This window comes from Arenibacter sp. ARW7G5Y1, assembly GCF_003201775.1.
Taxonomy (GTDB): domain Bacteria; phylum Bacteroidota; class Bacteroidia; order Flavobacteriales; family Flavobacteriaceae; genus Arenibacter.
Genome location: NZ_QJJZ01000001.1, coordinates 139,397 through 165,703, shown reverse-complemented (window position 1 = coordinate 165,703; position 26,307 = coordinate 139,397). Strand labels below are relative to the sequence as shown.

The 26,307-nt window shown below is 41.3% G+C and carries 18 protein-coding genes; 2 read left to right on the top strand and 16 right to left on the bottom strand.

What is annotated here, in order from left to right; all coding sequences use genetic code 11:
* Nucleotides 1-26: 26 nt before the first annotated feature.
* The 13 genes from C7972_RS00655 to C7972_RS00590 all read right to left on the bottom strand — a co-directional run bounded on the left by C7972_RS00655 (nucleotide 27) and on the right by C7972_RS00590 (nucleotide 16,590).
* Nucleotides 27-1,472 (bottom strand): DUF1501 domain-containing protein, encoded by a 1,446-nt coding sequence (locus tag C7972_RS00655; protein ID WP_258364742.1) that lies wholly within the window; start codon nucleotides 1,470-1,472, stop codon nucleotides 27-29.
* Nucleotides 1,472-3,949: a DUF1549 and DUF1553 domain-containing protein gene (locus C7972_RS00650; RefSeq protein WP_258364760.1), complete on the bottom strand. Its 2,478-nt coding sequence runs from the start codon at nucleotides 3,947-3,949 to the stop codon at nucleotides 1,472-1,474. The genes C7972_RS00655 and C7972_RS00650 overlap by 1 nt, the downstream gene beginning before the upstream one ends.
* A 12-nt stretch (nucleotides 3,950-3,961) precedes the next feature.
* The gene (locus tag C7972_RS00645) at nucleotides 3,962-4,435 is read right to left on the bottom strand and encodes a c-type cytochrome domain-containing protein (protein WP_110354283.1); all 474 of its coding nucleotides are present in this window, start codon (nucleotides 4,433-4,435) and stop codon (nucleotides 3,962-3,964) included.
* A 596-nt stretch (nucleotides 4,436-5,031) separates the two neighbouring features.
* A complete protein-coding gene (locus tag C7972_RS00635) occupies nucleotides 5,032-5,676 on the bottom strand; it encodes an HAD family hydrolase (protein ID WP_220020840.1) in 645 nt (214 codons plus the stop codon).
* A gap of 27 nt (nucleotides 5,677-5,703) precedes the next feature.
* On the bottom strand, nucleotides 5,704-6,708 hold the full coding sequence (locus C7972_RS00630; protein ID WP_110354281.1) for a Gfo/Idh/MocA family protein: 1,005 nt from the start codon (nucleotides 6,706-6,708) through the stop codon (nucleotides 5,704-5,706).
* 138 nt (nucleotides 6,709-6,846) lie between these two features.
* On the bottom strand, nucleotides 6,847-8,622 hold the full coding sequence (locus C7972_RS00625) for a metallophosphoesterase family protein (RefSeq protein ID WP_110354280.1): 1,776 nt from the start codon (nucleotides 8,620-8,622) through the stop codon (nucleotides 6,847-6,849).
* 68 nt (nucleotides 8,623-8,690) lie between these two features.
* On the bottom strand, nucleotides 8,691-9,509 hold the full coding sequence (locus C7972_RS00620; protein WP_181422790.1) for a glycerophosphodiester phosphodiesterase family protein: 819 nt from the start codon (nucleotides 9,507-9,509) through the stop codon (nucleotides 8,691-8,693).
* Between the two features lie 57 nt (nucleotides 9,510-9,566).
* Complete coding sequence (locus C7972_RS00615; protein WP_110354278.1) at nucleotides 9,567-10,850, bottom strand: DegT/DnrJ/EryC1/StrS aminotransferase family protein; 1,284 nt, start codon at nucleotides 10,848-10,850, stop codon at nucleotides 9,567-9,569.
* Between the two features lie 29 nt (nucleotides 10,851-10,879).
* Nucleotides 10,880-11,974, bottom strand: coding sequence for an exo-alpha-sialidase (locus C7972_RS00610; RefSeq protein WP_110354277.1), 1,095 nt, complete (start codon nucleotides 11,972-11,974; stop codon nucleotides 10,880-10,882).
* Nucleotides 11,975-12,028: 54 nt separating this feature from the next.
* Nucleotides 12,029-14,602 (bottom strand): glycoside hydrolase family 2 TIM barrel-domain containing protein, encoded by a 2,574-nt coding sequence (locus C7972_RS00605; protein WP_110354276.1) that lies wholly within the window; start codon nucleotides 14,600-14,602, stop codon nucleotides 12,029-12,031.
* A 10-nt stretch (nucleotides 14,603-14,612) separates the two neighbouring features.
* On the bottom strand, nucleotides 14,613-14,846 hold the full coding sequence (locus C7972_RS00600) for a hypothetical protein (RefSeq protein ID WP_110354275.1): 234 nt from the start codon (nucleotides 14,844-14,846) through the stop codon (nucleotides 14,613-14,615).
* A gap of 18 nt (nucleotides 14,847-14,864) precedes the next feature.
* Nucleotides 14,865-15,080 (bottom strand): hypothetical protein, encoded by a 216-nt coding sequence (locus tag C7972_RS00595; protein WP_110354274.1) that lies wholly within the window; start codon nucleotides 15,078-15,080, stop codon nucleotides 14,865-14,867.
* A 1-nt stretch (nucleotide 15,081) separates the two neighbouring features.
* The gene (locus C7972_RS00590; RefSeq protein ID WP_110354273.1) at nucleotides 15,082-16,590 is read right to left on the bottom strand and encodes a sodium:solute symporter family protein; all 1,509 of its coding nucleotides are present in this window, start codon (nucleotides 16,588-16,590) and stop codon (nucleotides 15,082-15,084) included.
* Nucleotides 16,591-17,066: 476 nt separating this feature from the next.
* On the opposite strand from C7972_RS00590, the gene C7972_RS00585 reads away from it, so the two are divergent.
* Both C7972_RS00585 and C7972_RS00580 read left to right on the top strand, forming a co-directional pair.
* Complete coding sequence (locus tag C7972_RS00585; protein WP_110354767.1) at nucleotides 17,067-20,480, top strand: SusC/RagA family TonB-linked outer membrane protein; 3,414 nt, start codon at nucleotides 17,067-17,069, stop codon at nucleotides 20,478-20,480.
* A gap of 30 nt (nucleotides 20,481-20,510) precedes the next feature.
* On the top strand, nucleotides 20,511-22,205 hold the full coding sequence (locus C7972_RS00580) for a SusD/RagB family nutrient-binding outer membrane lipoprotein (protein ID WP_110354272.1): 1,695 nt from the start codon (nucleotides 20,511-20,513) through the stop codon (nucleotides 22,203-22,205).
* 249 nt (nucleotides 22,206-22,454) lie between these two features.
* Here the strand turns inward: C7972_RS00580 and C7972_RS00570 are convergent, their stop codons facing one another.
* From C7972_RS00570 to C7972_RS00560, 3 genes are all read right to left on the bottom strand, one after another.
* Nucleotides 22,455-22,661, bottom strand: a complete 207-nt coding sequence (locus C7972_RS00570) for a DUF2892 domain-containing protein (RefSeq protein ID WP_110354270.1) — start codon at nucleotides 22,659-22,661, stop codon at nucleotides 22,455-22,457.
* A gap of 20 nt (nucleotides 22,662-22,681) precedes the next feature.
* On the bottom strand, nucleotides 22,682-22,987 hold the full coding sequence (locus C7972_RS00565; RefSeq protein WP_110354269.1) for a hypothetical protein: 306 nt from the start codon (nucleotides 22,985-22,987) through the stop codon (nucleotides 22,682-22,684).
* A gap of 109 nt (nucleotides 22,988-23,096) precedes the next feature.
* Entirely contained in the window at nucleotides 23,097-26,294 is a 3,198-nt protein-coding gene (locus C7972_RS00560; protein ID WP_110354268.1) for an efflux RND transporter permease subunit, read from the bottom strand.
* Nucleotides 26,295-26,307: the final 13 nt, after the last annotated feature.

The following is a 26,307-nucleotide window of genomic DNA, read 5'->3' as shown; positions in this document are numbered from 1 at the left end:
ATGTACAAATCCAATTAAAACTTCATTTAGGTCAATATATCCTTTACTACGTTACCGTGAACATCGGTCAACCTCATATCACGGCCACCAAAACGAAAGGTCAATTGTTTGTGGTCCAATCCCAGCAAATGCATAATGGTAGCATGTAGGTCATGCACTGTAACTGCGTTTTCTATTACCCGATAACCATATTCATCGGTCTTGCCAAAAATAGTTCCTCCCTTTACTCCTGCTCCAGCCATCCACATACTGAAAGCGGACGGATTATGGTCGCGCCCATCAGACCCCTGTGCAAAAGGGGTACGGCCAAACTCTCCCGTCCAGACTACCAATGTTTCCTCTAACAATCCTCTTGATTTAAGATCTTTAAGAAGTCCGGCTATGGGCTGGTCTACCGCATGGGCATTTCTTTCATGGCCTACTTTTAAGTTGCTGTGCTGATCCCACCTATCGGCTCCAACATTGGGGCATGTAAGTTCTACAAATCTAACGCCACGTTCTATCAACCTACGGGCCAAAATACATTGGGAGGCATATCCCCTAAGATGTGGGTCATCCGAATCCATGCCATATAATTTTTTGGTAGCTTCCGTCTCCTCTTTGAACTCGGTGAGCTCAGGAATGGAAGATTGCATTTTATAGGCTAGTTCATAATTGGAAATAGCAGATTCCACTGCATCGGCTTCTCCTATCTTTCCAATCAAGCTATCGTCCATTTGCTTTATAAACTGTAGTTTTTCCTCTTGAAGGTTATTGATGCTTTCCCTAGGATTGATATTTGCCACAGGTTCCGGACCTGCCTTAAAAACAGAGGCTTGGTACGAAGCAGGTAAGAATCCATTCTTAAAATTATCCAATCCACCTGGGGGAATTAGACCTCCGTCCAAGACCACGTAACCTGGAATATTCTTGTTCTCACTTCCCAGGCCATAGTTCATCCAAGCTCCCATACTTGGACGTCCCTGCAAACCACTGCCGGTATGTAAGAAATAATTGGCATTGGTATGTTCAGGGAAATTGGAAACCATAGATCTAATTAAAGCAATGTCGTCTACGCAGGTAGCAATATGTGGAAACAGATCGCTCACAGGCATACCACATTCTCCATATTGTTTAAAATCCCAAGGGCTTTTTAATATCTTGCCCACATTGTCGAACTGGGTGGCATCTACCTTAAATTTCTTTCTTGGATCCTCCCCATTCTCCTTGGCTAATCGGGGTTTGGGGTCAAAGGAATCTACTTGTGATACACCCCCATCCATATAGAGAAAGATAACATTTTTCGCCTTGGGCAAATAATGTGGTCCCAAATAAAGATTGGAAGTTGTTTCATGAGATCCGGATCTTTTGCAGCCCAATGACATAGTGCCGAATAAACTCATTAATGCCAATGAACCGAAGCCCCCAGCTGATAGTCCCAACATTTCCCGACGGGAAATAACTCTTGGTTTAGTATTGTGATGATGGCCCATTAAATAAGATATATAAATTCTTTTAAATTAAAAATGCTATGGCAATACTCTTTCCATAGTTCCATTTCTGGTTTTTCCTTACCATCCATTTTTTCTTCCATCTCCTGCAACATCCCAAAAAAATTGGAGGCTTTTTTTAACTCCTCCCTGCTTGCCAGTCGAGAAAAAGCCTGCATATAGATCCACTGTACTTTTTCCTCAAAATTGGCCAGCCCCTTTTCCATCAATTTCCCCGCCATAATTTCGGCCTGTTGTGCAACCAATGGATCGTTCATTAAAATCAAGGATTGCGAAGGCACATTGGTGACGTTCCTTCTGCCAAAAGTACTAAAGGGAATAGGTCGATCGAAGGTCGTCATCATAGGCTCCAAGAAATTTCTCCTTACCTCCAAATATATGCTCCTTCTCCCTTCCCCATCTATGGGCCCCGATTTCCCCGGCCTACCCCGTCCCTGCATAAAGGCCGTTAAATGGGTGGGCACAGGAGTTCCGTACATAGTGGAATCCAAGCTTTCGGAAACAGCCAATATTCCATCTCGAATGGCTTCTGCCTCCAATCTTCTTACCGGAAAAGAGGCCAAATAAATATTGTTGGGATCCGTATTTGCAAGCGCATCACTTCTCTTAAAAGTCTCTGAGGTAACAATAGCCCTAATCAATTTTTTAACGGACCATCCTTCTTGTTGAAACTTAACAGCAAGGTAATCCAACAGTTCCGGGTGTGAAGGTAATTTTCCCTGTAGACCAAAATTATCAACGGTCTCTACAATACCCTTACCGAACAGATGGTGCCAAATCCGGTTCACCATTACGCGGGAAGTCAATGGATTATCCTTGTCCAACATTACCTCTGCCAGCTCCAAACGGCCACTTCCTTCGGATTTAAACACAGAATCGCCCAAAGACAATACCGATAAAAATCTTCTTGGAACATGTTCTTCCGAGGGCTCCTTATAGTTACCTCTATTAAAAATAGGACTATTTATCCCGTAACCATCGTATATCCCATTAACAAAGGATACGTTTTTTAGACTTTTGGCCAATAGCCGGCTACTATCTACAACCGCTTTCAGTTCAGGAAAATTAGAAGTCAACTTTCCCTTCTTCAAATCATCATTAATCCTTATTACCTTGAAGGGAGATATCTCCAGGGACGCCCAATTATCCTGTGATGGTTGTTTTGTAATATTCTTTTCCAAATCCAACGGCCATTCCCCGTCATAAGTCACTGCGTATTGAGCTTCAATAAAAGCATCCTCCGTCAAATTATACCTGTGGCGGTCATGGGTTCCGGGTAAAATTTCAATGTATGCTTTTCTACCCTTCCAAGCCCGTACATTAAATATAAAATTATTCCATTCCTCTGTATTCACCCTTTGGTCCATTCCACCATAAATTGGATTCTGGATCAATTGAAAATTGTCTATTATAATTCTGATACTACTGTTTTTACCAAGTGCCCTAACTCCTATAAAGTCTTTTTCCAAAATAAAATTGGGGGATCGTAAAGCCCCAAAAATACCCATCCCCATTGACCTGCTAGAAGCTTTACCTTCGTCCAAGCCAAGCAATTTTCCTGTGGCCGGATCCACGATGGGATTCCCTAGGGTCGACTTCTGCCCAAAAGCAAAGCCATCACTCGTCCAACCATCAAAGTCCCGGCCTCTAAAATCGCCAATGACAGTATAGGACATTGCACTGGTATTTATCGTTGTGTTCTGGGCATATTCAGTATTAATATAGCTGTTTTTGGCCCTGTCCCATTTTCCGGCCACCAACTTCCGCATGTAGGAATTCAGATTTTCTATTTCCTGGGCGGCCAACTTTTTATCTTTACTTAGATCGGCAGGGACGGGGGAAAACCTGGTACTTTCCATTACCCCATATAGGGCATAATAATCCGCCGCAGTTATGGGGTCAAATTTATGGTCGTGACATTTTGCACAGGAAACCGTCAACCCCTGAAAAGTCTTGGTAGTAACGTCGATCATATTATCAATACGATCTGCCTCATCCTGGCGTACATCCACTGGACTATGGGTGCCTTCACCCATAACATAAAAGGTAGTGCCCAGCCTAGATTCCGAAACTCCAGTTTCCTTATTTTCCCTAGTCGTTTGCAATAAATCCCCTGCTATGTGTTCCTTTAAAAATTGATCGTAGGGCACATCTTCATTAAAAGCCCTGATCAAGTAGTCCCTATATTTCCACGCACCTGTTATGGCATAATCAAACTCGTGACCCTTTGTTTCTGCATACCTCACCAAATCCATCCAATGTCTTGCCCATCTTTCCCCATAGGCCGGTGAATTTAAATAACGATCCACCATTTTTTCGTATGACACACTACTCGTATCCAAAAGAAAATTTTTAACCTCTTTAGGGTTAGGGGGTAAGCCGGTAAGTAAATAGGATACCCTTCTTATAAGTGAGTTTTTAGTAGCAGGGGGTACTTTTTCCAACCCTTTTTCATCCAGTTTCTTTTCTATTTAAAAATCAATGGCCTTAGAATCCGATAAGGCAATTTTCGTCTCAGGTCTAATGAAAGACCAATGATCTTTCCATTCGGCCCCCTGATCTATCCACTTGTTCAAAAGAGCCTTCTCCCTGTCGGTAAGTTTTAGATTGGTCTCCGGTGGCGGCATTACTATGGCTGGGTCTTCATTATAAATCCGCTGTACCAATTGGCTTTTGGACGTCTTTCCTGGCACAATGGCATGACCTCCTTCTTTTAAGGCTGCGGTGGCTCCCTCATAAGTATCCAATCGCAATTCCGCCTTTCTGCTACTTGGGTCGGGACCATGGCACAAATAACAATTCTGCACCAATATAGGCTTTACATGAAAATTAAAATCCACCACTTTAGGCAGAGGTTCGGAGACCTGTTGCGATCTGTCACAGGAAATACATAAGTTGCCCAGCGTACAAATTAAAACCAGAACCGTTATTCTGCTAAAAAACATTGTCAAAATTTTAGAGGGAAATTCAAATATACGGATCCAAAGTATTAGAATCAACTATTTAAATTGCAGGGGCAGATATTAAATGTACCCTAAAAAGGCTAATGGCTCCCCTCTTGGAACGAAGAGGGGAAAGAAAGGGGAGTTTGAAATCTCGAGCCGTAAACCCATACCTTATCTATTGTCCCCTCCCAAAGACCTGGGCTATCAATCCCTTCCGTATCCTGCGCAGCCAGCGGAAGATCCACCTTCCCTTATCCAAGGGAAGGAGCCCCTGCTGTCGTCATTGTCCGCCCATTATAGCTACTGGATTATCTCTTTTCCCCTGTGCCTTTGAGCTACTTCTCCTCGTCCCTGAAAAGGGACTCTGTCCAAGTGACTAAGCTAGTCATTTCGACCGATAGGGAGAAATCACACAACTAGCTAAGCCAATACATTAATTGGGCATACAACGTCCTTGCTCATAATAAAACTGATGAAACTTATATAAAAACGTTGCCTGCCCAACCCCTCCCAATAGAGGGTTCCATCATGGTGACCGCACCTTACACGTTGGAAGGTTAAAGCGGATTCAACAGGTACATCCAACCATATTTGGATTAAAGCAAATCCTTTAAATCTGTAATTTTATTAATACTATGATCGGGATTGGGTACATCGCCAAATCCGTATGTGGCAAAAACAAAAGGTATTCGGTTCCCTTCGGCAGCGGTATAATCCCCCAAAGTGTCCCCAATATATATGGGTTTGGCCAGTGTATTTCTTTCAATGACCATTTTTATATTTTCGGCCTTGGACAAACCTGTATTGCCCGAACATTCAAAATCCTTAAAATAGTCCCCTAGTCCATGGAATTCATAAAATGCCTCGATATATCCAGCCTGGCAATTACTCACAATATACAGTTCGTACTTACTCTCCAAGACCTTCAAAATTTCTTCCAATCCTTGGTACAGGACTCCTCCAGATTTCTTTATGTCGTTCACCTCCTGTATATAACAGCTGTTCATGACCTCGTCTTGCTGTTCTTTGGAAAGGTATGGAAACAGTTTCTTTCCTACCAAGTCGTGCTGCATTCCAAGAATTCCTTGTATATCTTCCTCTGAAATAGGATTTTTAATACAATCGAAACCATTCAGGGCCGTATGCCATGCCTTGATACTCATTGGCATAGGGTCCCAAAGGGTACCATCCAGGTCAAAAATGATGTTTTCAATATTATCCCTTAATTCACTCAGCGCCATTTTTAAAAGTTTTGAATACTATGGGTACTAGATTAAATTAACTACCTGGCCCGTCTTGGCCGATTTATAGGCCGCATCCACAATGTCCAGCACCATTTGTCCTTCCACAAGTCCAGGAACCGGTTGTTGCCTAGTTTTTATACAATCCACAAAATACTCCATTTGACGGGTATAGATAATTTGGTCGCAGTGATCTTCCCTTTTAGGAAGCTCTGGCACTGTTGTTACCGTACCTTCCCCATCCTTCATTTTTAAAAATGTGGGAAACAGATTGGCATATCCCTTGGTACCGAACAGGCTGGTACTTGCTTCCGGTCCGTCCATATGGGGATGCCACCATCCACTTTCTATTATACTTTCAGTACCATTGTCCCAAGTAATGACCAAAATACCCGTATCGTCCACATCGTAATCTCCAAATTCCGTTGAAATTCTGGCATAGACCTTAGCTGGTTTGGGATCGCCCAAAATATACCTGACGGCATCAATGGCATGTACCCCCATGTCTGCCAAGGCACCGCCCCCTGCCAATTCTTTTTTGGTAAACCAGCCGGAAGGGCCCCAATTTTCATGTATTCCATAGCCTTTGGTCTTAAACACTCTTCCTATGGTTCCCGAATCCACGGTATCCCTGATATAACGGGTATCGGTATCAAAACGCCACATATGCCCTACCATCACCAATTGGTTATGTTTTTTGGCCACCTCCGCTATTTTCCTGCCTTCATCCCCACTAATCCCCATAGGTTTTTCTAAAAACACATCCTTGCCATTTTGTAAAAAATCTATGGCATAGGGTGCATGAAATTGATTGGGAGTGCTTATAATTACAGCATCCAGATCATCCCTTTTCACAAGGGATGAAATATCATTAAACGCCTCTTCTATATTGTACTTCAGGGCGAACTTTTGGGCATTTTCAAGATTTTTGGACACTACTGCCACAATTTCAACATCGGCTAAGGTTTGTAGTCCACGAGCGTGATAATCCGATATAAATCCTGCACCAATAAGGGCTATTCTGGTTTTCATCTGTATAAAATTTTATAATTGATTAAATAAGAAGTAATTACAAAATACACTAACAGCTGTAACTACTTCGGTTTCACATAAGCTTATTTAAATAATATCGGTATGATATGTTTAAAAAAGTTTATGCCCATTGCATTATTACTTTTTTATTAAAAGTTCATCAACAATCTCTCCGTTCTGGTTATAGGTCGTGTATTTCAAAGTTTTATCGGTCAATGTCATATATTGATAAAATTGGCCTTCCTTGAACCTCTTTTCAGCATAAGGCTCTTCCCCAATATCATCATGATTACCATTGGTCCCGATAGATACGGCATATACGGTTCCATCTTTAAACGAATCCACAACCTTGCCATTATTTATTGGCTTTGAACGCATATAATAATGGATATGGCCACCCATTACCATGTCAACATGGTAGGTATCAAAAAGACCTCCCCATTCTTGTTGAATATCCAAATAAGGTTCTTCAAAATTAAAGGGGGGGAAATGAAACATGACGAATTTCCAAATGGCATTGGAATTCTTCAATTGTTCCTCTATCCATTGGGTTTGGACCTCATTAGGCTGGGTTGAATCGATCATCAAAAATAAAGCATTGCCATATTCAAAAGCGTAAGTGCTTTCAGGATCCACTTTTTCAGGTCCATTTTTGGGCAAACTAAATAATTCATAATACATCCAGGCTCCCAAACCATCCTGCCTGTCGTGATTCCCGGGAACGGGCATTAAGGGCTTATTGGAGAACACTTCTTTGGAATATCCAAAAAACATGTCCCATTCACTACGGTAAAGTCCGGTAGTCACAATATCGCCTGCAATTGAATAAAATGCCGTTTTCGGATGTCGGAGGTCCGCATCATTGAGCATTTGTGCCCATTTGGGATCCCTATGGGTATCACCAAACCATATAAATGAAAACTCCCCCGCATCCTTGGCTTCCGTCTTAAAGTTTCTAACGGAAGACCATGACTGCGCTTCTACTGAACCTACACGATATTCATAGGTAGCTCCAGCTTCCAAATTATTCATATTGGCTGTAAATCGATTTATATATCGATCATTGAACAACATTCTATCTTCCATACCCGCTACCGAAGCCTTTAAGGAAAGGGTGTCGGATGTATTTTTCTTCCAATACTGTACACTGCCATCTTCCACATTGGTATTGGTTCTCCATTGCACATCAATAGAGTTGCTAGGGTCCCCGCTCCAGGTAAGCGTGATCTGATCTGGCTGTTTCGAAGATGGGAAAATTGTTTTTCGAAATGCTCCTTCTACATGTGCTTCCCGGGCTCTTCCCCTAACCGTAGTGAACAATACCTGACCTTCCAGTTCTTTGGGCAGGGCAGTAATTTTAAGGTCGGACCAGTCATGGTAGGTAAATGCTCCCTTTTTAAAGATTTCCAAAGAATATTCTTCTGGATAGCGTTCACTAATTACAAGTTCCTCATTGCCATTCCTTGGCCCTACGGAAATAAAATAGACGACCCTATCCATGTCGAACCCTGGGATTCCCAAATTAACCCAACCTGCGTCAAAATCCTTTTGCCATACTTCATAATCGTAGACCTCATTTTTTACGATTTCATCGGTCTTTACAAAACCGCTTTCCTTAAGCCAAAAAGGTGCTTCATGATCAAGATGTCTCATCAAGGAAACCGTTACCGGTACGTTTACCTTAAAATATTGGTAACGGGAAGCCAATGTTGTTTTCTCGCTATCGGTCAAAAATTTAAGCATAAAAGTATCGTCAATGGCATCGTAGTCCTTGGGGTCCACATTTTCATACAATCTGGTGATTACCTTATCCATTACGTCTTTTACAGAGGTCTGGCTCTGTTGTTCTTCCTTTTTGGTTTCGGAGCAGGAAAAACATAAAAAAATAGCGGACAGAATTAAATATCTTCTCATTGGATTACAATATTTATTTGGATTCTTCAATATTAATTGATCAGTGTTTATGATATTTAACTTGGTGACTAGTTCGCTTTTGATAAAGCATCCAGCATGATGGCCAAATGATCTGTCAAAATAAAATCTACCCCGGCATCCAACAATTCCTTAACACGACCTTTCTCTTCCGAATGAAAATAATTGATGCGTATCCCATTTTCCTTCAGCCTTTTAATATCCGCCAATATATTTTCATCGTCCCTACTACTTTTTATTTGGAGAAATGTGAAGCCTTGCTCTATGGTTTCTTCAATATATTCGGCACGAGTGGACAAGCGTTCCATATTGCATATCATAATATTTGGATTTATCCGCCTTACCCCTCTTGCCGCCTCCTTTCCACAGGCAATGACAGCCTGATGGATTCTGTCTGCAGCAATCACGGCCTCCGCTGTTGCCGCACCTAAGCGTTCATCCCCTTTTAGATGGATATTAAGCCAAATATTCCTTGGCATTATTTCCAAGGCCTCTTTTAAGGTAGGAACCCTTTCATTCTTAAACTCTTTGGATTTCCACTTGCCCGCATCGAGTTTTTTTATTTTTCTCAGCCTAAGTTTCCTTACCAGACCACGACCATTGGTGGTCCTGTTTACCTTATCATCGTGCATAATAACCAATTGATCGTCCTTGGTCATTTGAACATCCAATTCTATCATCTGCGCGCCCAATCGAATTGCTTCCGCAAATGCTGCCAGGGTATTCTCGGGATGCGTTTCATTGGCACCCCTGTGGGCACAAATACCCTTTTGCGGCATGCTAATATTTTCTGGAACAAACAGTGCATCCTGAGAAAAAACAGGGGTTGCCCAAGAACACAGAAGAAAAAGACCCATTACTAATTTCATCGATGTAATATATTTCATATTATAGGAAATTGTCTTTCGGACGACAAGCCTATTTCCTTAACCCATCAATTCCTCGGCATGGGTATAAATCTTTTTTATAGCCCTAGCCACCAAATCCATATCAGCCTTTGTTCCCATTAACACCTTATGGTGCAGACAAACCGATTCCTCCTTAAAAATACGTTCACAGACCGGTAACGAAAACCTTTTGGGATCAATAGCCTTCCAATAGGCTTCATTCAATTTATGTCTGGAAGGTTTTGTATGCGGCACGTATAGTGAACAATTATTTAAAGGCTCATAACAGGCATCCACTACTATACCCAATTCCGCCTCCAAAGCAGATCTAAACTTCTCTACAGGCAAATTCTTGAACTTGCTGGTATTGTACCGAAAAGCAAAATTGAAATAAGCCTTTTTGGATTCCCTTTCATCTCTTTTTAAGGGTGTCACCCCTTCTATTTCTTTTAGAAGCGTATTTAAATATGCCCCATTCGCGTCTCTATTGGCATTTTGTTCTGGCAATCTTTTTAAGCCTTCCACTAGAATAGCTGCTTGAAATTCGGTAATCCTGTAGTTACCGGACTGTATAAAATTACCGTCATCACCATAATCCCCTATCCCTTTATCTGCCCCAATAAGCGAATCTCCCTCCGGTCTACGGCCAACATTTCTTAGGGCATCCAATTTTTCAGCTAAATCAGTATCATCCGTGGTAACGGATCCTCCTTCACCAGCGGTTAAATGTTTCGATAATTGAAAGCTGAAACTACCTACGTTCCCAATACTTCCAGCCTTTTTACCTTTCCATTCACCTCCATGTTTATGGGCACAATCCTCAATAACATAAAGATTATGTTTTTTGGCAATGGCCATTATCGCATCCATATCCGCAAAGGCACCATACAGGTGTACTGGAATAATGGCCTTTGTTCTAGGGGTAATGGCCTTTTCAATTTCTTTTGGATCTATACACCAGGTATCCTCACAAATATCGACCAATATGGGAGTGGCATTTACGTCTATTACGGTGGCAGCAGTAGCTTGCCACGTTAGGCCCGGTACAATTACCTCATCACCCACGCCGACACCCAAGGCTTCCAGCGCAATTTGCATGGTTACAGTACCGTTTACAGTACAAATAGCATGTTTTACCCCTGTATATTCTGCAAAAAGTCTATTGAACTCCATTTCCTTTGGCCCATTATAGGACCAAACTCCACTATTCAGGACCTCTATTAGGGCAACTTCCTCTTCTTTCCCCCAAACGGGCCATTTAGGCCAAGGACTTTTATTGGTATCACGACACGGGTTACCGCCATTTATTGCTAGTTTTTTCATAGTCAATGGTTGTTATTGAATGTTTTCGTTTATAATTTTTTAGGGTCCAATACTAGGTGTTTCACTGTCTTCCTATTCCATGTGTACACTACATGTACCATTCCATCGGGAGTTTGAATCAGGGTAGGATAGGAATATTCCTCTCCCTTTTTATCGGTTGTTGCCGTTAATGGTTCCAAATCCAACACCCTTTCCCAGCTTTTCCCGTCTTTGGAAATGCCTACACTCAAGGGAACCCTATCCTCGGATTCTATGGTGGTAGGATTGTAGATCAAAATATGCCGTCCATCCCTTAATGTTATGGCATCAATTCCTGAGTCAGGATTGGGAAGATCCGTAGCAGTCATTTCTGTCCAGCCAAATCCCCCGTCATAGGACCAGTTTTGCCCTATTGCCCCCTGGTATGTTCTACTTAATAATTGGATGGTATCGTTACCGTGATCAAGGATTGCCGGTTGTATGGCCTTAAATGTTTTCCCATCGTTTAAAGGGGCCGATTTAGTCCATGTTTTCCCAAAATCAGTACTCCTTTCCAAATAAATTTTATGCCCTTCTGTTTCACTTTCTGTACTTGACGGAGATAAAATATCCCCATTGGACATGGTAACAGGTCTATTCTTTATAGGTCCCAAAATACCTTCGGCCAATTTAATAGGGGCAGACCAACTAAGACCGTCGTCCCCGGATGTTTTATACATTCCCCACCAATATAAGGGGTCTGGACCTACTTTGTAAAAGAGTATCAAAGGCTTATTTTGGGGTTTAAAGAGAACAGGGTTCCAACAAGGATATCTAATCCCATCTTCCTCCTCGCCATTGGCCACTTCAACCGGGGTGGTCCATTTATCCTTAATTTTTCTAGAAACCCAAATACCTACGTCATTGTTTTTTTCTTCTGTTCCCCCGAACCAGGAGGCCACGAGTGTTCCATTGCTGATGTCGATGGTTGGGGCGTGACATTGGGGGGTTAGCCCTTGGCCAATGGGGTAAATGTACTCTTCCAAGGTAATGGCAGGATGCTTTCCGGGGGTATCCGGTACATTTTCCCTCCCCTTTTCCTTACAGGATACAGTGGTTATAAGAAGTACTAGGGCAAGCAAATATTTCGTACAAATTGACATCATAACAGTTATTAAACCTCAGCAAATCAAAATTAGTAAGGGATATAGTTCTTGCGATTATTTTAAATTCCACCCCTCCACCTTCAAGGTTGCTTCGGCCGTCCCTATAAAATTGGCACAAACCGTACGCTCTTCCCCTGGTAATAGGTTTATAAAATTATCTTCCCAGAAAATGGGCAGTATAAGTTCCCCACTCTTTTTATCCAATACTTTTAGATTGACCAAAAATGCAATATGATCACTGTTGTTCTTAAGTTCTACCTTAATATTTTGTTGATCTCCGTCCTGCTCAAAATAATGTAACTGCTCCAACTGTACTTCTGGCAGCCCATTCAAAGGTGTAAAGTCTGCATATACCTTACTGGGAGTATGAAACGCAAAGGGACCCAAATCGGCCTCATAGTCCAAGACCTCTTCTTTTTTGGAGAGCCAATAAAAATTATTTCCAATTTCTGAACCTTGTTCATCCAACAAACGAAGATCTACAAAATAAGTAGTTGTAAGCCCTTTCAGATCTCCTAATGCCAAAATGGATTTTGAGGAATCTGGATCCATTGTAAATTGGACCTTATTTTCAAACAAAATTTCCGACCCAATGGAATATACTCTAACATGGGCTGATAAATTTTCTACCGGCCTAAGGTGATCATTAACGGCATAAATTTGTTTATCCCCATAATTATATATAAGTCCTAAGGGCAAACATGCCTTTTGGGTTGCGTAAAACGCAGCTGTTGGGTTCAGGTAGTAGTCGTACAATTGCCAATACATCTTAGGCCAGGCCGCATTGAGCATCCATTGGATTATCCCTGTGGATTTCTTTTTATGTACCTGAAAGGCCTCGAACATAGGCCGCATAAGCTCATAATTCATGGCTTGGGCCTTTTTGTCGAACTCCTCCAAGGAGCTTGGAGCCCCATATTTTTCTTCAATAGCCTTTGTAAACCTACTGAGATCGGCAAACTCATAGCGTCCACAATGGAAATTCCAAGCCTCCCCTATGGGCCATAATTGCTCCGAGGGAATCATTTTTTTTAGACTTTCCAATTGGGGTATTTGGGCTCCTGGACCCGTTTCAGTATTAAATCCATAAGCGCCACCAAACTTGGTGTCCGTAAACCAGTATACCGGAGCTGTATAGGCATAGGGGCCCAACATTTTTACTCCAGACGAGCCACTGATCTCACTAATAACATCTTCACTACCAATAACATGTTGGTCGCTTCCCACTCCACCTGTAGAATTTAAATATGGCCTCGTGGGGTCATATTTGGCGAAAGTGTCTATATATCTTTGTTCCAATTCCGTAATCGGTACCTTGTCACTGGCAACAGTCCACACAAAGATACTGGGATGGTTTCTCAGCCATATCACCTGATCCTCCCAGGCCTGGGCAACATGGGATATATGCTCTGGCTTATAAACGCCTCCAAAACGCTCATTGACGGGCACCCCCATATGGATCTCATGCTCCCAATGACAGCTCCAACCTACCATTAACAATAAACCATGTTCATCGCAGAGGTCGTATAATTTGTGGTCCTTGCCCCAGAATCCTTCCAAACGAATGCAGTTTAGATTCATTTGTTTTACGTACTTCACTTGTGCCTCGATGCTTTCATCCGTATCCATCAAAAGCATATCATCTGTCCATCCACCGCCTTTGATCAAGACCTTTTGTCCATTAACCTTATAACCGCGGTGTATATCATTTAACCAGTAGTCCTGTATATCGCGAATACCAAACCTCAGATTGGTTTCATCCAAAACCTCCTCCTTGGCAACAAATTTTAAATCCAAATCGTAGAGATCAGGATTCCCCAAATTAATAGGCCACCAAAGTTTTGGTTCCTTAAGATTAAGTCCTACAAACTCCTCACTGTCAAAAATGATCAGCTCTTTATTCTTTGGAGCCAAGCTTATATTTTTCTGGAATACCAAAGCGCCAATGGTCCCTACCAATTTCCCGGAAATTTCAGTATTGGAATGGTTCATCAGTTCTGCCGAAACGGTAATATCGGCCTCTTTCAAGGTTTCCAAGTCAACCTTGGTCTGCACAAAGGGTTTTTCAATTTGTACCCCGCCATGTAGATGCAGGGTCACAGGCCTAAAAACTCCCATATCGCCATCTGGCGGGGCAGGATTCCAATCCACAAAGCCTATGCTAAAATCGCCGGGTTGGGGTGGAATTACCTCAATGGCCAAAATATTGGACCCACCTTTGATATGTGTACTTACATCAAAAGAGGTAATGCGGAATGCCCCATCTATAGCAGTGGCATCGGCAATGAGTTGTCCGTTTAGCCAAACATTGGCCTTATAGTTTATCCCATCAAATTTTAAGCTGGCAAACCCATCGGATTGCTCCTTTGTAAGTTCAAAACTGGTAGTGTACCACCAGGATACTTTAAACAAGTCTGTTGGGATGGTCTTTAAATTCTCCCCAAAATAGGGATTCTCGTAAACCTTATTGGCCACCAAAGTGCTCAAAACCGTTGAAGGAACTACGGCCGGAAACCATTTTTCAGAAATTATGGCTTTGGTCGAGATTTCACTCCCCTTTTCCGAAACTTTTTTTGAACTTTGGATTCTCCAATTGTCCGATAACTTTATCTGGAAGGACTTTTGCATTATCTATATTTTATTGTTCCTTCTTGGATTTTAATTTTTTTATGGTACTTTTTGCCTTCCACATCATTCCTCCGCCAATAGATATTAGTATTAAACCAGCAACCATATCGGTCATATGTTCTATAAAGGTTTCCGTATAGATCATTGCAAAAAGCACAATAACCCCAAAAGCCATAATGAAAAATCCAAGAGCATTGTTAATTTGAGCGGCCTTTAATCCCGCATTGATTTCATTTGTCTCCATATTTTTATTATTAAGGGGTTAAAAATGATTATAGATCGATGCCAAAATACAAAGTACGGCAATAGACCATAGTTTTAAATTGTTCCACCAGTGACGATCTTCCTTGGCAACGCCCTGGTAAACATACTCTGTAGGCAATAACAACACCAATAGACCTATTAGCGCATACAAAGAAAGAAATATCATTTTTGCAGTTTCTTGCGAAACACCGGAAAGCCAGTCAAAATTGAACATATTACAGTTTTTTATTTTCCACTAAAATTTTAGAACTAAACACCAAGCCTTTAAGTCGTTCCTCGGAATGCTTCTTGGTAAGCAAACTAACTACTACATTAATTATAAACCCTAACAGAAAGGACCACCAGGAAATATATAGAAAAGGATCTTCAATGGTGAAGAATTGCTCCTTAAATACATTTAGGTAAATGGCAAATCCAATACCTATGACCAATGCCGAAAGTCCTCCCCATTCTGTTGTTCGTTTCCAGAATATACCCAATAGGAGAATGGCGAATATTGGTCCTTGGAAATAAGACATAAAGGTTTGAATGGCCACGTAAATTCCAGGGAAATCACTGCTAATTGGTGAGGTTGCCACTCCAATAAGTAACAGCACCAAGGTCGTGATCTGCCCTACCTTTAAATAATGTTTGTCATCCGCCCCTTTTTTGATAAACGGCTCGTATATATCTTTTGTAAACAAAGTGGCCGTTGAATTCAGCAACGAATCCACGCTGGACATAAGCCCCGCAAAAAATGCGGCGAACATTAGTCCTACCAAACCAGGTGGCAGAATGGATTTGATCATCATTGGAAGTGCTTGGTCCCCATCGGCCAATCCGGGATGGACTACGACTGCCATAAGCCCTGGAAACAAAACCAAAATGGGGATGAACATTTTAAGGGCAGATCCAAAGATCATACTGGCCTTTGCGTGCCATTCATTCTTGGCAGTAAGACATCGCTGTACAATAGACTGGTTTCCAATCATGTATGCATTGGCCATTACAAAGGTTAGGCCGAACAATATACCCGTCCAGGGAAAGGGCGATTTTGTATCCTGCGGTTGAATAATATCGAAGTGATTGCGATACTCTGGTCCCATTGTTGCGATTTTATCTACCATATTATCCCAACCACCAACTTCGTAAAGACTAAGAAAAACTAGGGCAAAACCTCCTATGAACATTATAACGAACTGTACTACATCGGTCATAATTACAGCGGTAATCCCTCCAAAATAAGTATATAGACCAACCACCCCCGCGGTAGCCACGATTGAAATCCAAATGGGCCACCCCATAAGAACATTTAATAGCACCGCACTAGCCCAAAAAAGAACTCCCAAATCCAAGGCAAAAAACAGGATCCAGGTTACCGAGGCTATAGTCCTTACCTTTTGGTTATACCTTCTTCCCAGGTATTCCGGTATAGTGTACATGCCCCCCCGCCAGAAATAAGGAATAAAAATAAATGCCGCCAATAACATGGCCGGAACAGAACCTACCCAATCGAAGTTGCCAACGGAAATACCATATCTATATGCCTGACCGGACACCCCAACAAAATCCAATGCCCCTATGTCCGATACAACGATAGACATACCAATAGCCCAAAAAGGCAAGCTTTTACCTCCAAGAAAATAGTCTTCGGAACTATTGACAAATTTTTTGAAATATAGCCCTAACAATAACATTCCTATTATATAAGCTATTACTATAAAATAATCTATCCCTGCTAACATTGTTTGGCATTTTGGTTAATTACCTACAAATTAAATTCAAATAGAGATGATTGAATAAGTAAATCTTATTGCATTTGCATGGTATATTGACATAAGACCTAGTTTTTTGACTTATTTATTGATAATTAAGTTAAAATTATAGCAGTTTCTGCAAGTAATGATATATCCCTCCATCAATATTGATATAACTTGTCCCTATCTTATATGTAATAATACTGCTATAGAATATTGCTACCAATTATACCTATAAAACGGTCTGCCATATCAACTCTCCAAAATGGTACCGTTTACGTTAAAGAAATATTCTTGCTCAAAATCAAACATATCTTAACCTAAAATTTTCAATATCATAATATTGACACTAATAGAGTTAAAATTCCATAGGTATCTAATAATATACTATGCTTTTTGTCGATTATTTTACAATAGTTTTGTTAACGAAATGCTAATTACTCAACCAATTAATACAAATGAATATGAAAAAAAGCAGCTTGAAATTTTTGACTTTCCTTATGTTCAGCATGATTTCTGGAATCATGTTGGCACAACAAGGTGTAACCGGAGTCGTCAGCAGTGATGATGGCGAATTGCTCCCAGGGGTATCCGTGGTGGTTAAAGGAACTACCAATGGTGTTACCTCTGATTTTGATGGTATTTACAATATTACAGTACCTAACAGTAGCGCTGTTTTGGTATTCTCCTATTTGGGAATGGAAACAAAGGAAGTAATAGTAGGTAACCAAACGACCCTCAATGTTACTTTGGCAACTTCATCAGAACAATTGGATGAAGTAGTCGTAACGGCACTTGGTATTACCAGGGAAAAGAAATCACTGGGGTATTCCGTTAGCGAAGTAGGTGGTGATGCTTTGGACAATGTGCCACAAGAGAATGTTTTAAACGCTCTTTCGGGCAAAGTGTCCGGGGTGAATATCAACTCTACCGGTGGTGCAGGTTCTACTGTAAACATAAATGTTAGGGGTGCTGCTTCATTATCCAGTGACAACCAACCATTATTTGTTATTGATGGTTCTCCTGTAATTAATACAGCTAACAACATTACTGAGATAGGTAATGATAACAAAGTGGATTACGGTAATGCTATTTCTGATATCAATGCAGACGATATTGCCAGTGTTACTGTTCTAAAAGGTGCCAGTGCAGCGGCACTTTATGGTTCTAGGGCAGGAAACGGGGTTATATTAATTACAACCAAGTCTGGGAAATCAAAAAAAGGATTGGGAGTAACTATTAATTCCAGTACTGTTTTTGATATTCCTAGTCGTTTCTTAGATACCCATACTAGGTTTGCGACAGGTTCCAGACCTTATACCGAAGATAATTTCCCGGCAAATTCCTATGGTGCAATTGTCATTGGCGAAACTTCTTCAGCCTGGGCCGGTCCTGAACTGGACAAAGGCATCATGGCAATTCAATGGCCTTACAGTGCTTCTGAAATTGCTAGTGGAGTCCCTATTCCAAGGGAATTGAAGTCGTACAACAATCCAAAGAATTTCTTTCAAACGGCCATTACAACAACCAATAACATATCTATCCAGGACAATACGGAAAGAATTAGTTATAGGTTGTCCTATTCGGATTTAAAGAACAAGGGAAATATCCCTAATACCGATTTAAGCAAACATAGCATCAGTTTAAATTCATCATTAAAATTAAACGATAAATTTACGGTTAGTACTAGTCTTAACTATACAAAATCCGGTGCAGACAACAGACCTGTTGGTAACCGTGGTGCCAACGCAATGCAGGCAGTTTACGAATTGAACCCACATATTGATGTGCGCCAAATGAAGGACTATTGGTTGCCAGGATACGAAGGCATCTACCAAAATTCACCTTATAATTTTGGGGACGATCCAACGGAAACTGAATGGAACAATCCTTATTTCTTAGCCTATGAGAATAACAACGGTTTTGAAAGAAACAGGTTTTATGGCAATGTAAAGGGAGATTGGAAAATCACCGATGATCTAACGGGGATGGTTCGTTACAACATGGATGAGATTAACGAAGTACGAGAAACCAAATTGTCTAAAGGATATACTGGAGACATGAATGGGGCCTACGGTATCAACAAAATTTTCACTAATGAAACCAATATCGATTTCTTATTAACTTATGCCAAAAGACTGGAAGGATGGGATTTCTCAATATCCGGAGGTGGTAACAAAAGGGTAGTAAAAGGAAACGATTTGCTAAATTCCACAATAGAAGAAGGATCTGGACTTTTAACACCAGGTTTGTTCACCTTATCCAATATTGCCAACGACAATTTAGTATACTCTTATAGGAGTTACGAAAAACAAGTGAACAGTGTCTATGGATTGGCCAGTATTGGTATTAAAGATATGTTCTACATAGACGTTACCGCAAGAAATGATTGGTCCAGTACCTTGCCAGATAATAACAACTCCTATTTTTACCCCTCCGTATCTACTAGTTTATTGGTAAATAGGCTTCTTGGTTTTGGCAATGGGGTATCCTTATTTAAGCTTCGTGCAGGTTATGCTGAAGTAGGTAACGACACTGATCCATACAGACTACAACCTACCTTAAGTGGTGGTACCTCATGGGGATCAGGATCTCTGTTATCCGTAGGTTCTACGCTACTTAACCCAGATTTAAAACCAGAAAGTATTAAATCGTGGGAAGCAGGGGCTGATTTGGCCTTCTTTAACAATAGGCTAAGTATGGATTTTACCTATTACACTGCCGATAACGAAAATCAAATTTTTGGAATTGCTCTTCCTATCTCCTCAGGATATAGCTCCAAAAACACCAATGCCGGTCTATTGAGAAGTACTGGTGTAGAGGCTGGTTTAAATGCCAACATTATAAACTCTAATGATTGGCGTTGGGATATGGGCTTCGTATTTAACAGGAACCGAACCAAAGTAATTGAATTGGCTGAAGGTATGAATTCCATTACGTTTTGGACCGATGCCCGTGGTGGTGCCATAACCTGGGTTGGTGAAGAAATAGGAAATATTTTTGACGCTGCCCTAGTGCGTGTTGATGATCCTAACTCTCCCTACCATGGTTGGCCTATTATTGACGATTCCGGTTTTGAAAACAGTGACCGTACTAGGGAGGATGCAGACGGAAACAGGGTTGCTCCAATTATTGGAAACTTTAACCCAGATTTCACCTTAGGGATGACCACATCGGCCTCCTACAAGAACTGGAGCATCTCCATGAATTTTGACTGGAGAAAGGGCGGACAGTTTGTATCGCAAACTCACAGGTACGGTGAATCTGATTTACATACCCAACGATGGATTGATAAACTTCACAATTTTAATGACATTACCGATGTACCTGCCTATTTAAGAGACAATGCAGACCAATTCTTATCAGAAGATGGTGAATTCTATGTATTGGTAGGTGGCCCTACAGCAAGTGATGGTGGATATCCATTAACTGAAGGTGGCATTACATTGAACGATGGTGTATTTATGCCGGGTGTTCAGGGGGATTACGATTCAAATGGAAATTTTGTGGCAACAGCGGAAAACCTAGGTGGCCCTGGAACTGTAATTACAAGATACCAAGATCACTACGGATGGGATTTTACTAGAAATGCAACTTTTGATTCTGATTTCCTAAAATTGAGAGAAATTTCACTTACTTATTCTGTGCCCAATAAACTTATTAAGCAAGTTGGACTTCAAAATCTAAATGTATCTTTATTTAGCCGAAATATTATCCTTTGGACCAAGGCCGATATAGGAATCGACCCCGAGATGGCTTTCCAGCACGAATCAAGCACACAAGGAAGTAGTGGTATTCAATTTAAGCAAGGTATTGAGCGCTTTAACGTAAGTCCATTTACCATTCCAATAGGTTTCAAACTTAACGTAAGTTTCTAAATAGGCACTTTAAACAAAAAACAAAAAATCATGAGTATAATAAATAAGATATTTAAACTATTTCTCGTAGTTAGTCTACTGTCCGTTACTTCATGTGACAATGACCTTACAGAAATTAACCAAAACCCTAACGGGGTAGATCCCAGCCAAGGCAATCCAAGTTTTCTTTTAACGCAAGTGATGGTGAATACTGCTCTGGACGTTGGTAATAAAGGTTATAGTGGAGAACTATCTGCCTTTGTGCAATACACTCAAAAAGATTCTTGGGGCAACAACAATTACGATTGGGATGGTAGTGGATGGAACACCTACTATGATAACTTGCGTAGTGCCAAATTAGCGCTTCAGCGGTCTCAAGAATTAGGTTATACCTTACATACGGCCATTGCCCAAATTTTAATGGCGCAGAACTTTGTTACTTTGGCAGATTACTACGGAGACGTACCTTATTCTGATGCGGTACAAGCTGACGAGGATGTTATTTTACCAACTTACGATTCCCAAGAAGCAGTTTATAAAGGAGCTATTGCTGATTTTGTGGCTGCTGCAGCTTCAATATCCAGCAATATGGGTAACCTGGAGGCCTTTGGTGCCAGCCAAGATATTTTCTTTGGAGGCGATGCCGAAAAATGGATGAAATATGCCAACTCTTTGGCCCTACGATATTACATGCGATTATCAGAGAAAGACCCATCTTATGCGCAAGCAGGCGTAACGGCCACATTGGCGAAACCCTTGATCAGCAGTGTGGATGAAGAGTGTGCATTGGCCTATACCGGTACATCTGGTTCAACTGCTCAGCCAAGTAACAGCTCAACAGGAGGTGCATCGAGCTTCAATCGTGTTAAGCCTTGTACTACTTTTACCGATAGATTACAGGAACTTAATGACCCAAGGGCCAGCATTTGGTTTGCACCTGTTGCAATTCCAATTAAAGTTGTACCTGCCGCAGAAGTACCTGGTGGAGAAGATGATGTAGTTGTAGATGGAGTGCGATATATCAATGAAGAAACCCTTGCAGAAAATGGTTTAAAAATATATGATAAAACTACCTGGAAAGCCGATCGTTTGGCCGGATTAAGTTTGGTAGATACCAGTAGTACCTATGTGGGTATCCCGGTATCATATCAAGGATCAGAGCCATATACTTATAACTTGAACCCCAACCCGGTACAAGGTGGAGGCAACGTACATGTTTCCTTAATGAACGATCAGTTTAGAGAAGCTAGTGGTGAATTCTTAAAAGCTAGGGTTTTGTCCTATGCAGAAGTTTGTTTCTTAAAAGCTGAAGCTGCTCTAAAAGGCTGGGGCTCGGATGCGGAAGGAAATTACAACAAAGGAGTACAAGCATCTATGGAGACATGGGGAATTGGTGGAGAATATGATACTTATATAACCAATCCCGATGTAGCCTTTAATGGTACTTTGGAGCAAATCATGGAACAAAAATGGATTGCCAACTTTGCTACCGCTTCTGAATCCTATTTGGATTGGAGACGTACTGGCCTTCCCAATCTTCAGACAGGACCTTTTGCCCTGTCGTCCGTAATCCCGGTTCGTTTTCAGTATCCTGATGAAGAAAGAAATATTAATGAAGCTAATTACAAGGCAGCACTATCTTCATTGGAAACAACCAGCCACACAAACGATGTGCCCGGAAAATTCGAAAATGATACACCTTGGTCCAAACCATGGATTCTACAGGGAGTTACAAAACCTTGGTAAACCCAGGCCTCTACAAAGGCAATTGCCTTTGTAGAGGGAATTACAAATAGAATTGAGTTTTTTTATTGAGTTTAGAGTTAGTTTAAAATGCCCTGGGAAAACCGGGGCATTTTTTGTTATATCCCTTGCCTATCAAAAATTTTACAAGAAACGATACTTGATACCAAGGTCATCCATCAATTACAATTCCAAAAACATACAACAACACTCCCCTCCTGGACACCAACCAAATGCCTGGAATTTGGGCCATTAAACGGTACAGCTATCCCCTTCTTTTTTTACCCCCAATTTGAACAAAATCTTTTCCATAAGGCACCATTGGGTAAATGCGGATTGAAAAAGGTTTACCCCAACAAAGACGGTAAACCACAACCAGTTGATGTTTACGTAAACGGCCAATACAACACTAATAACTATAAAAGCCCCGGCAATTGCCCTAATATATCTGTTGATCATAATACTATTTTTAAAGGTTATTAAATATACTTTTCTATGGGAACCACTGCAGCCCTTATGGGGTTGTTGGTTTCCAAACCATTGTTGAATTCAGAGATAAGTTGAAAAAGCGTTTCAATATTTTCTTCTGTAGTAAAGGAGAAAAACATGGTTGACCCCACGCCTCCTTTTTCGCTTGGGAACCAATTTGACGCCATTAACATCGAAGCAGGGTTTTTATACCCATCAATATCAGAACCACTGAAGCTTTCAATATTGGCTTTTTTAAAGAGTTGTAGAATTTCCTTATCGTACTCCTCCACAACAGTTACTATGAGTAATTTCATAACTCTATATTTTTAGTTTCAATTGTAATTTTCCCTTTATACCCCGTTGAGCCATAGTTTCCCTTATTCCTTAACAGGAACCTCTTCGGCTACATTCTAAGAACCCTCCTTATTTATAGTTCTTCCTTTCTATCATATAATACACCAAAGGCACTACCAACAATGTGAGTACCGTGGAGACAATGGTACCTCCCATCAAAGAAATGGCCAAGCCTTGGAAAATAGGGTCGAATAAAATTACGAACGCCCCGATTACCACGGTTCCTGCTGTTAACAAAATAGGAGTGGTCCTCACGGCACCAGCTTCTATTACCGCCAACTTTAAGGGAATACCCTCCGCCAATCTAAGATTGATAAAGTCGATCAACAACACCGAATTCCGGACCATAATTCCCGCCAAGGCAATCATTCCTATAAAGGAAGTTGCTGTAAAAAATGCATCCAACAACCAATGCCCCAATACAATCCCGATCAAGGAAAGCGGAATGGCCACCATCATGACTACCGGGGCCTTAAAATTCTGGAACCACCCCACAATCAATATATAAATGATGAAAATTACTCCTAGAAAGGCCAATCCAAGATCCCGGAATACCTCCAGGGTAATCTGCCATTCCCCATCCCATTTTACGGTGTAATTATCCTCAAAATCGGGTTGCTTTATGTAGAGTTCATCAACGGAGTATCCCTTTGGCAAATTCATGGCCTTTAATTTATCGGTCATCCCTAGAATAGCATACACCGGACTTTCCAGTTCCCCGGCCATATCGGCAAGGACATAGACCACCCTCTTTTGGTTTTTTCTATAAATGCTCTTGGCCCTGGTAGTTTGCTCTATAGTTACCAAATCTGCAATTGGCACCATATTGCCATTTCCTTGTTGGGATTTCACCTTCAGTTGGGCAATATCCTGGATAGTGGATTTTTCCTTTTCCTCCAAGGCCAATATCAGGCCTATTTGGTTGGAAGCATTTTCATCATATAGATTGGTCACCGCCCTCTCTGATAGGGCCATATTCATAGTTTGGGCAATTTGCGCGGGTGCCACCCCATATAACATTGCCTTTTCCTTGTCTATGATAAGCTCATATTCCACCTGGTCGGCTTCTACCATCCAATCTACATCCACTACATCCGGGGTATTTTTCAAAATTTGCTGAACTTGATCCGCAATATCGATCTGTGTATCGTAATCAGGGCCATATATTTCCCCAACAATGGTAGATAAAACCGGAGGTCCAGGCGGTACCTCAACAATCTTGACATTGGCATTGAACTTCTCCCCAATACGTTGAATCTCTGGACGTAATAAACTGGCTATCTCATGACTTTGGGCTGTTCGGTCTCCCTTATCCAATAAATTCACCTGAATATCGGCCATATTACTTCCTCCCCGGATATCGTAATGACGTACAAGACCGTTGAAGGTTATTGGTGCGGAAGTACCAACATAACTTTGGTAATTTACCACTTCCGGACGGGTGTTCAAATATTGGGCAATCTCCCTGGCCACCACTCCGGTACGTTCCAAAGTAGTACCTTCGGGCATGTCTATGACCACCTGAAATTCGTTCTTATTGTCGAACGGCAACATTTTTACCGCCACCGATTTGGTAAAGAACATGCCTATGGAACCCAATAGCAACAAGAAGGTAATTCCCAAAAACAACCAGCGTTTCTTTTTGTTTTCTATCAAAGGATTTTCAAATTTATGGTACATCCTATAGATAAAAGTTTCCTCCAAAGGTTTCTCTACCTTTTCCTCACCTTTTTTATCCTTCTCCCTAAGAAATATATACCCTAGGTATGGCGTAATCGTCAAGGCCACAAAAAGGGACAACAACATGGCAATGGAAGCGCCAATGGGCATCGGCGACATATAGGGCCCCATGAGGCCGGAGACAAAAGCCATGGGCAATACGGAAGCAATAACTGTAAAAGTGGCCAATATAGTTGGGTTGCCCACTTCATTAATGGCATACAACGCAGCCTGTTTAAACGGCAAGCGTTTCATTTTAAAATGCCGGTGCATGTTTTCCGCAATAATAATGGAGTCGTCCACCACAATACCTGTTACAAAAACTAATGCGAACAAGGTGATACGGTTCAGGGTATAGTCCAACAAATAATAGCTCAACAAGGTCAAGGCAAAGGTGATGGGTACCGAAAGAAAAACCACCAATCCACCACGCCACCCCATGGCCAACATTACTACAAAAGTTACCGCTATTATGGCACCAATAAGGTGCATCAACAATTCAGATACCTTATGGGAAGCCGTTTCCCCATAGTTTCGGGTCACCTCCACATGCACATCATCTGGAATTAGATTCTTTTTTAAATGATCTACTTTCTCCAAAATAATATCCGAAATATTCATTGCGTCAGCACCTTTGCGCTTCGCTATGGAAATGGTAACGGCAGGATATTCGGACTTATAGGTTTCCCCTTTTTCACTTCCCTTGCCAAAACCTAATGAAACGTATTCCTTGGGAATTTCGGGGCCATCCTGTATACTGGCAATTTGCTTCAAATAAATGGGACGGTTTTGTTGTACGCCTACCACCAAATTTTCCACATCGGTAGCAGTTTCAAGGAATTTACCAGTGGTTACCATAAATTCGGTATCATTCTTATCAAAAGTACCTCCGCTAATTTGTTGGTTATTGGCTTTGATCATTTGGGCTACGGACAAAAAATCCAATCCGCTCTGCGCCAATTTATCCTTGTCCAGTACCACCCTTAATTGACGGTTTCGCCCACCAATTCTCTGGGTGGCGGACACATCGTTTACTTTTTCAATTTCATCCGTAAGCTCCTGGGCAATTTGCTTAAGTTGATAATCGTCGTAATTTTCACTCCATAAGGTAAGTCCCAACATGGGAACATCATCAATAGCCCTGGTTTTAATTAAAGGGAAGGTAACGCCTTGCGGCATTTCATCCATATGTTTGTTGATCTCATTCTGGAGTTTAACAAACGAACGCTCAATATCCTCTCCTACATAAAACTGTACTATGACCATCCCCTGCTCTTCCATGGAAGTGGAATACACGTATTCTACCCCCTTAATATTGGAAATTAACTTTTCAAGGGGTTTTGTTACCCTGCTCTCCACTTCGGTGGGACTCGCACCTGGGTAGCCCACAAAAATATCGGCCATGGGCACATCTATCTGTGGCTCCTCCTCCCTTGGTATCAAGAACGAACTGTATACCCCAATGACCATGAACACGATCATTAGAAGGACCGTTAACTTGGATCCTATAAATGCTTTGGCAATTTTGCCTGCTAATCCTTCTTTCATCTTTATCTTTTGT

Excerpts from the sequence above, each read along its gene's own strand:
- C7972_RS00655 (WP_258364742.1), bottom strand. The coding sequence starts at position 1,472 with ATGGGCCATCATCACAATACTAAACCAAGAGTTATTTCCCGTCGGGAA.
- C7972_RS00645 (WP_110354283.1), bottom strand. The coding sequence starts at position 4,435 with ATGTTTTTTAGCAGAATAACGGTTCTGGTTTTAATTTGTACGCTGGGC.
- C7972_RS00615 (WP_110354278.1), bottom strand. The coding sequence starts at position 10,850 with ATGAAAAAACTAGCAATAAATGGCGGTAACCCGTGTCGTGATACCAAT.
- C7972_RS00620 (WP_181422790.1), bottom strand. The coding sequence starts at position 9,509 with ATGAAATTAGTAATGGGTCTTTTTCTTCTGTGTTCTTGGGCAACCCCT.
- C7972_RS00610 (WP_110354277.1), bottom strand. The coding sequence starts at position 11,974 with ATGATGTCAATTTGTACGAAATATTTGCTTGCCCTAGTACTTCTTATA.
- C7972_RS00580 (WP_110354272.1), top strand. The coding sequence starts at position 20,511 with ATGAGTATAATAAATAAGATATTTAAACTATTTCTCGTAGTTAGTCTA.
- C7972_RS00635 (WP_220020840.1), bottom strand. The coding sequence starts at position 5,676 with ATGGCGCTGAGTGAATTAAGGGATAATATTGAAAACATCATTTTTGAC.
- C7972_RS00605 (WP_110354276.1), bottom strand. The coding sequence starts at position 14,602 with ATGCAAAAGTCCTTCCAGATAAAGTTATCGGACAATTGGAGAATCCAA.
- C7972_RS00625 (WP_110354280.1), bottom strand. The coding sequence starts at position 8,622 with ATGAGAAGATATTTAATTCTGTCCGCTATTTTTTTATGTTTTTCCTGC.
- C7972_RS00565 (WP_110354269.1), bottom strand. The coding sequence starts at position 22,987 with ATGAAATTACTCATAGTAACTGTTGTGGAGGAGTACGATAAGGAAATT.
- C7972_RS00590 (WP_110354273.1), bottom strand. The coding sequence starts at position 16,590 with ATGTTAGCAGGGATAGATTATTTTATAGTAATAGCTTATATAATAGGA.
- C7972_RS00600 (WP_110354275.1), bottom strand. The coding sequence starts at position 14,846 with ATGGAGACAAATGAAATCAATGCGGGATTAAAGGCCGCTCAAATTAAC.
- C7972_RS00560 (WP_110354268.1), bottom strand. The coding sequence starts at position 26,294 with ATGAAAGAAGGATTAGCAGGCAAAATTGCCAAAGCATTTATAGGATCC.
- C7972_RS00630 (WP_110354281.1), bottom strand. The coding sequence starts at position 6,708 with ATGAAAACCAGAATAGCCCTTATTGGTGCAGGATTTATATCGGATTAT.
- C7972_RS00585 (WP_110354767.1), top strand. The coding sequence starts at position 17,067 with ATGAAAAAAAGCAGCTTGAAATTTTTGACTTTCCTTATGTTCAGCATG.
- C7972_RS00570 (WP_110354270.1), bottom strand. The coding sequence starts at position 22,661 with ATGATCAACAGATATATTAGGGCAATTGCCGGGGCTTTTATAGTTATT.
- C7972_RS00595 (WP_110354274.1), bottom strand. The coding sequence starts at position 15,080 with ATGTTCAATTTTGACTGGCTTTCCGGTGTTTCGCAAGAAACTGCAAAA.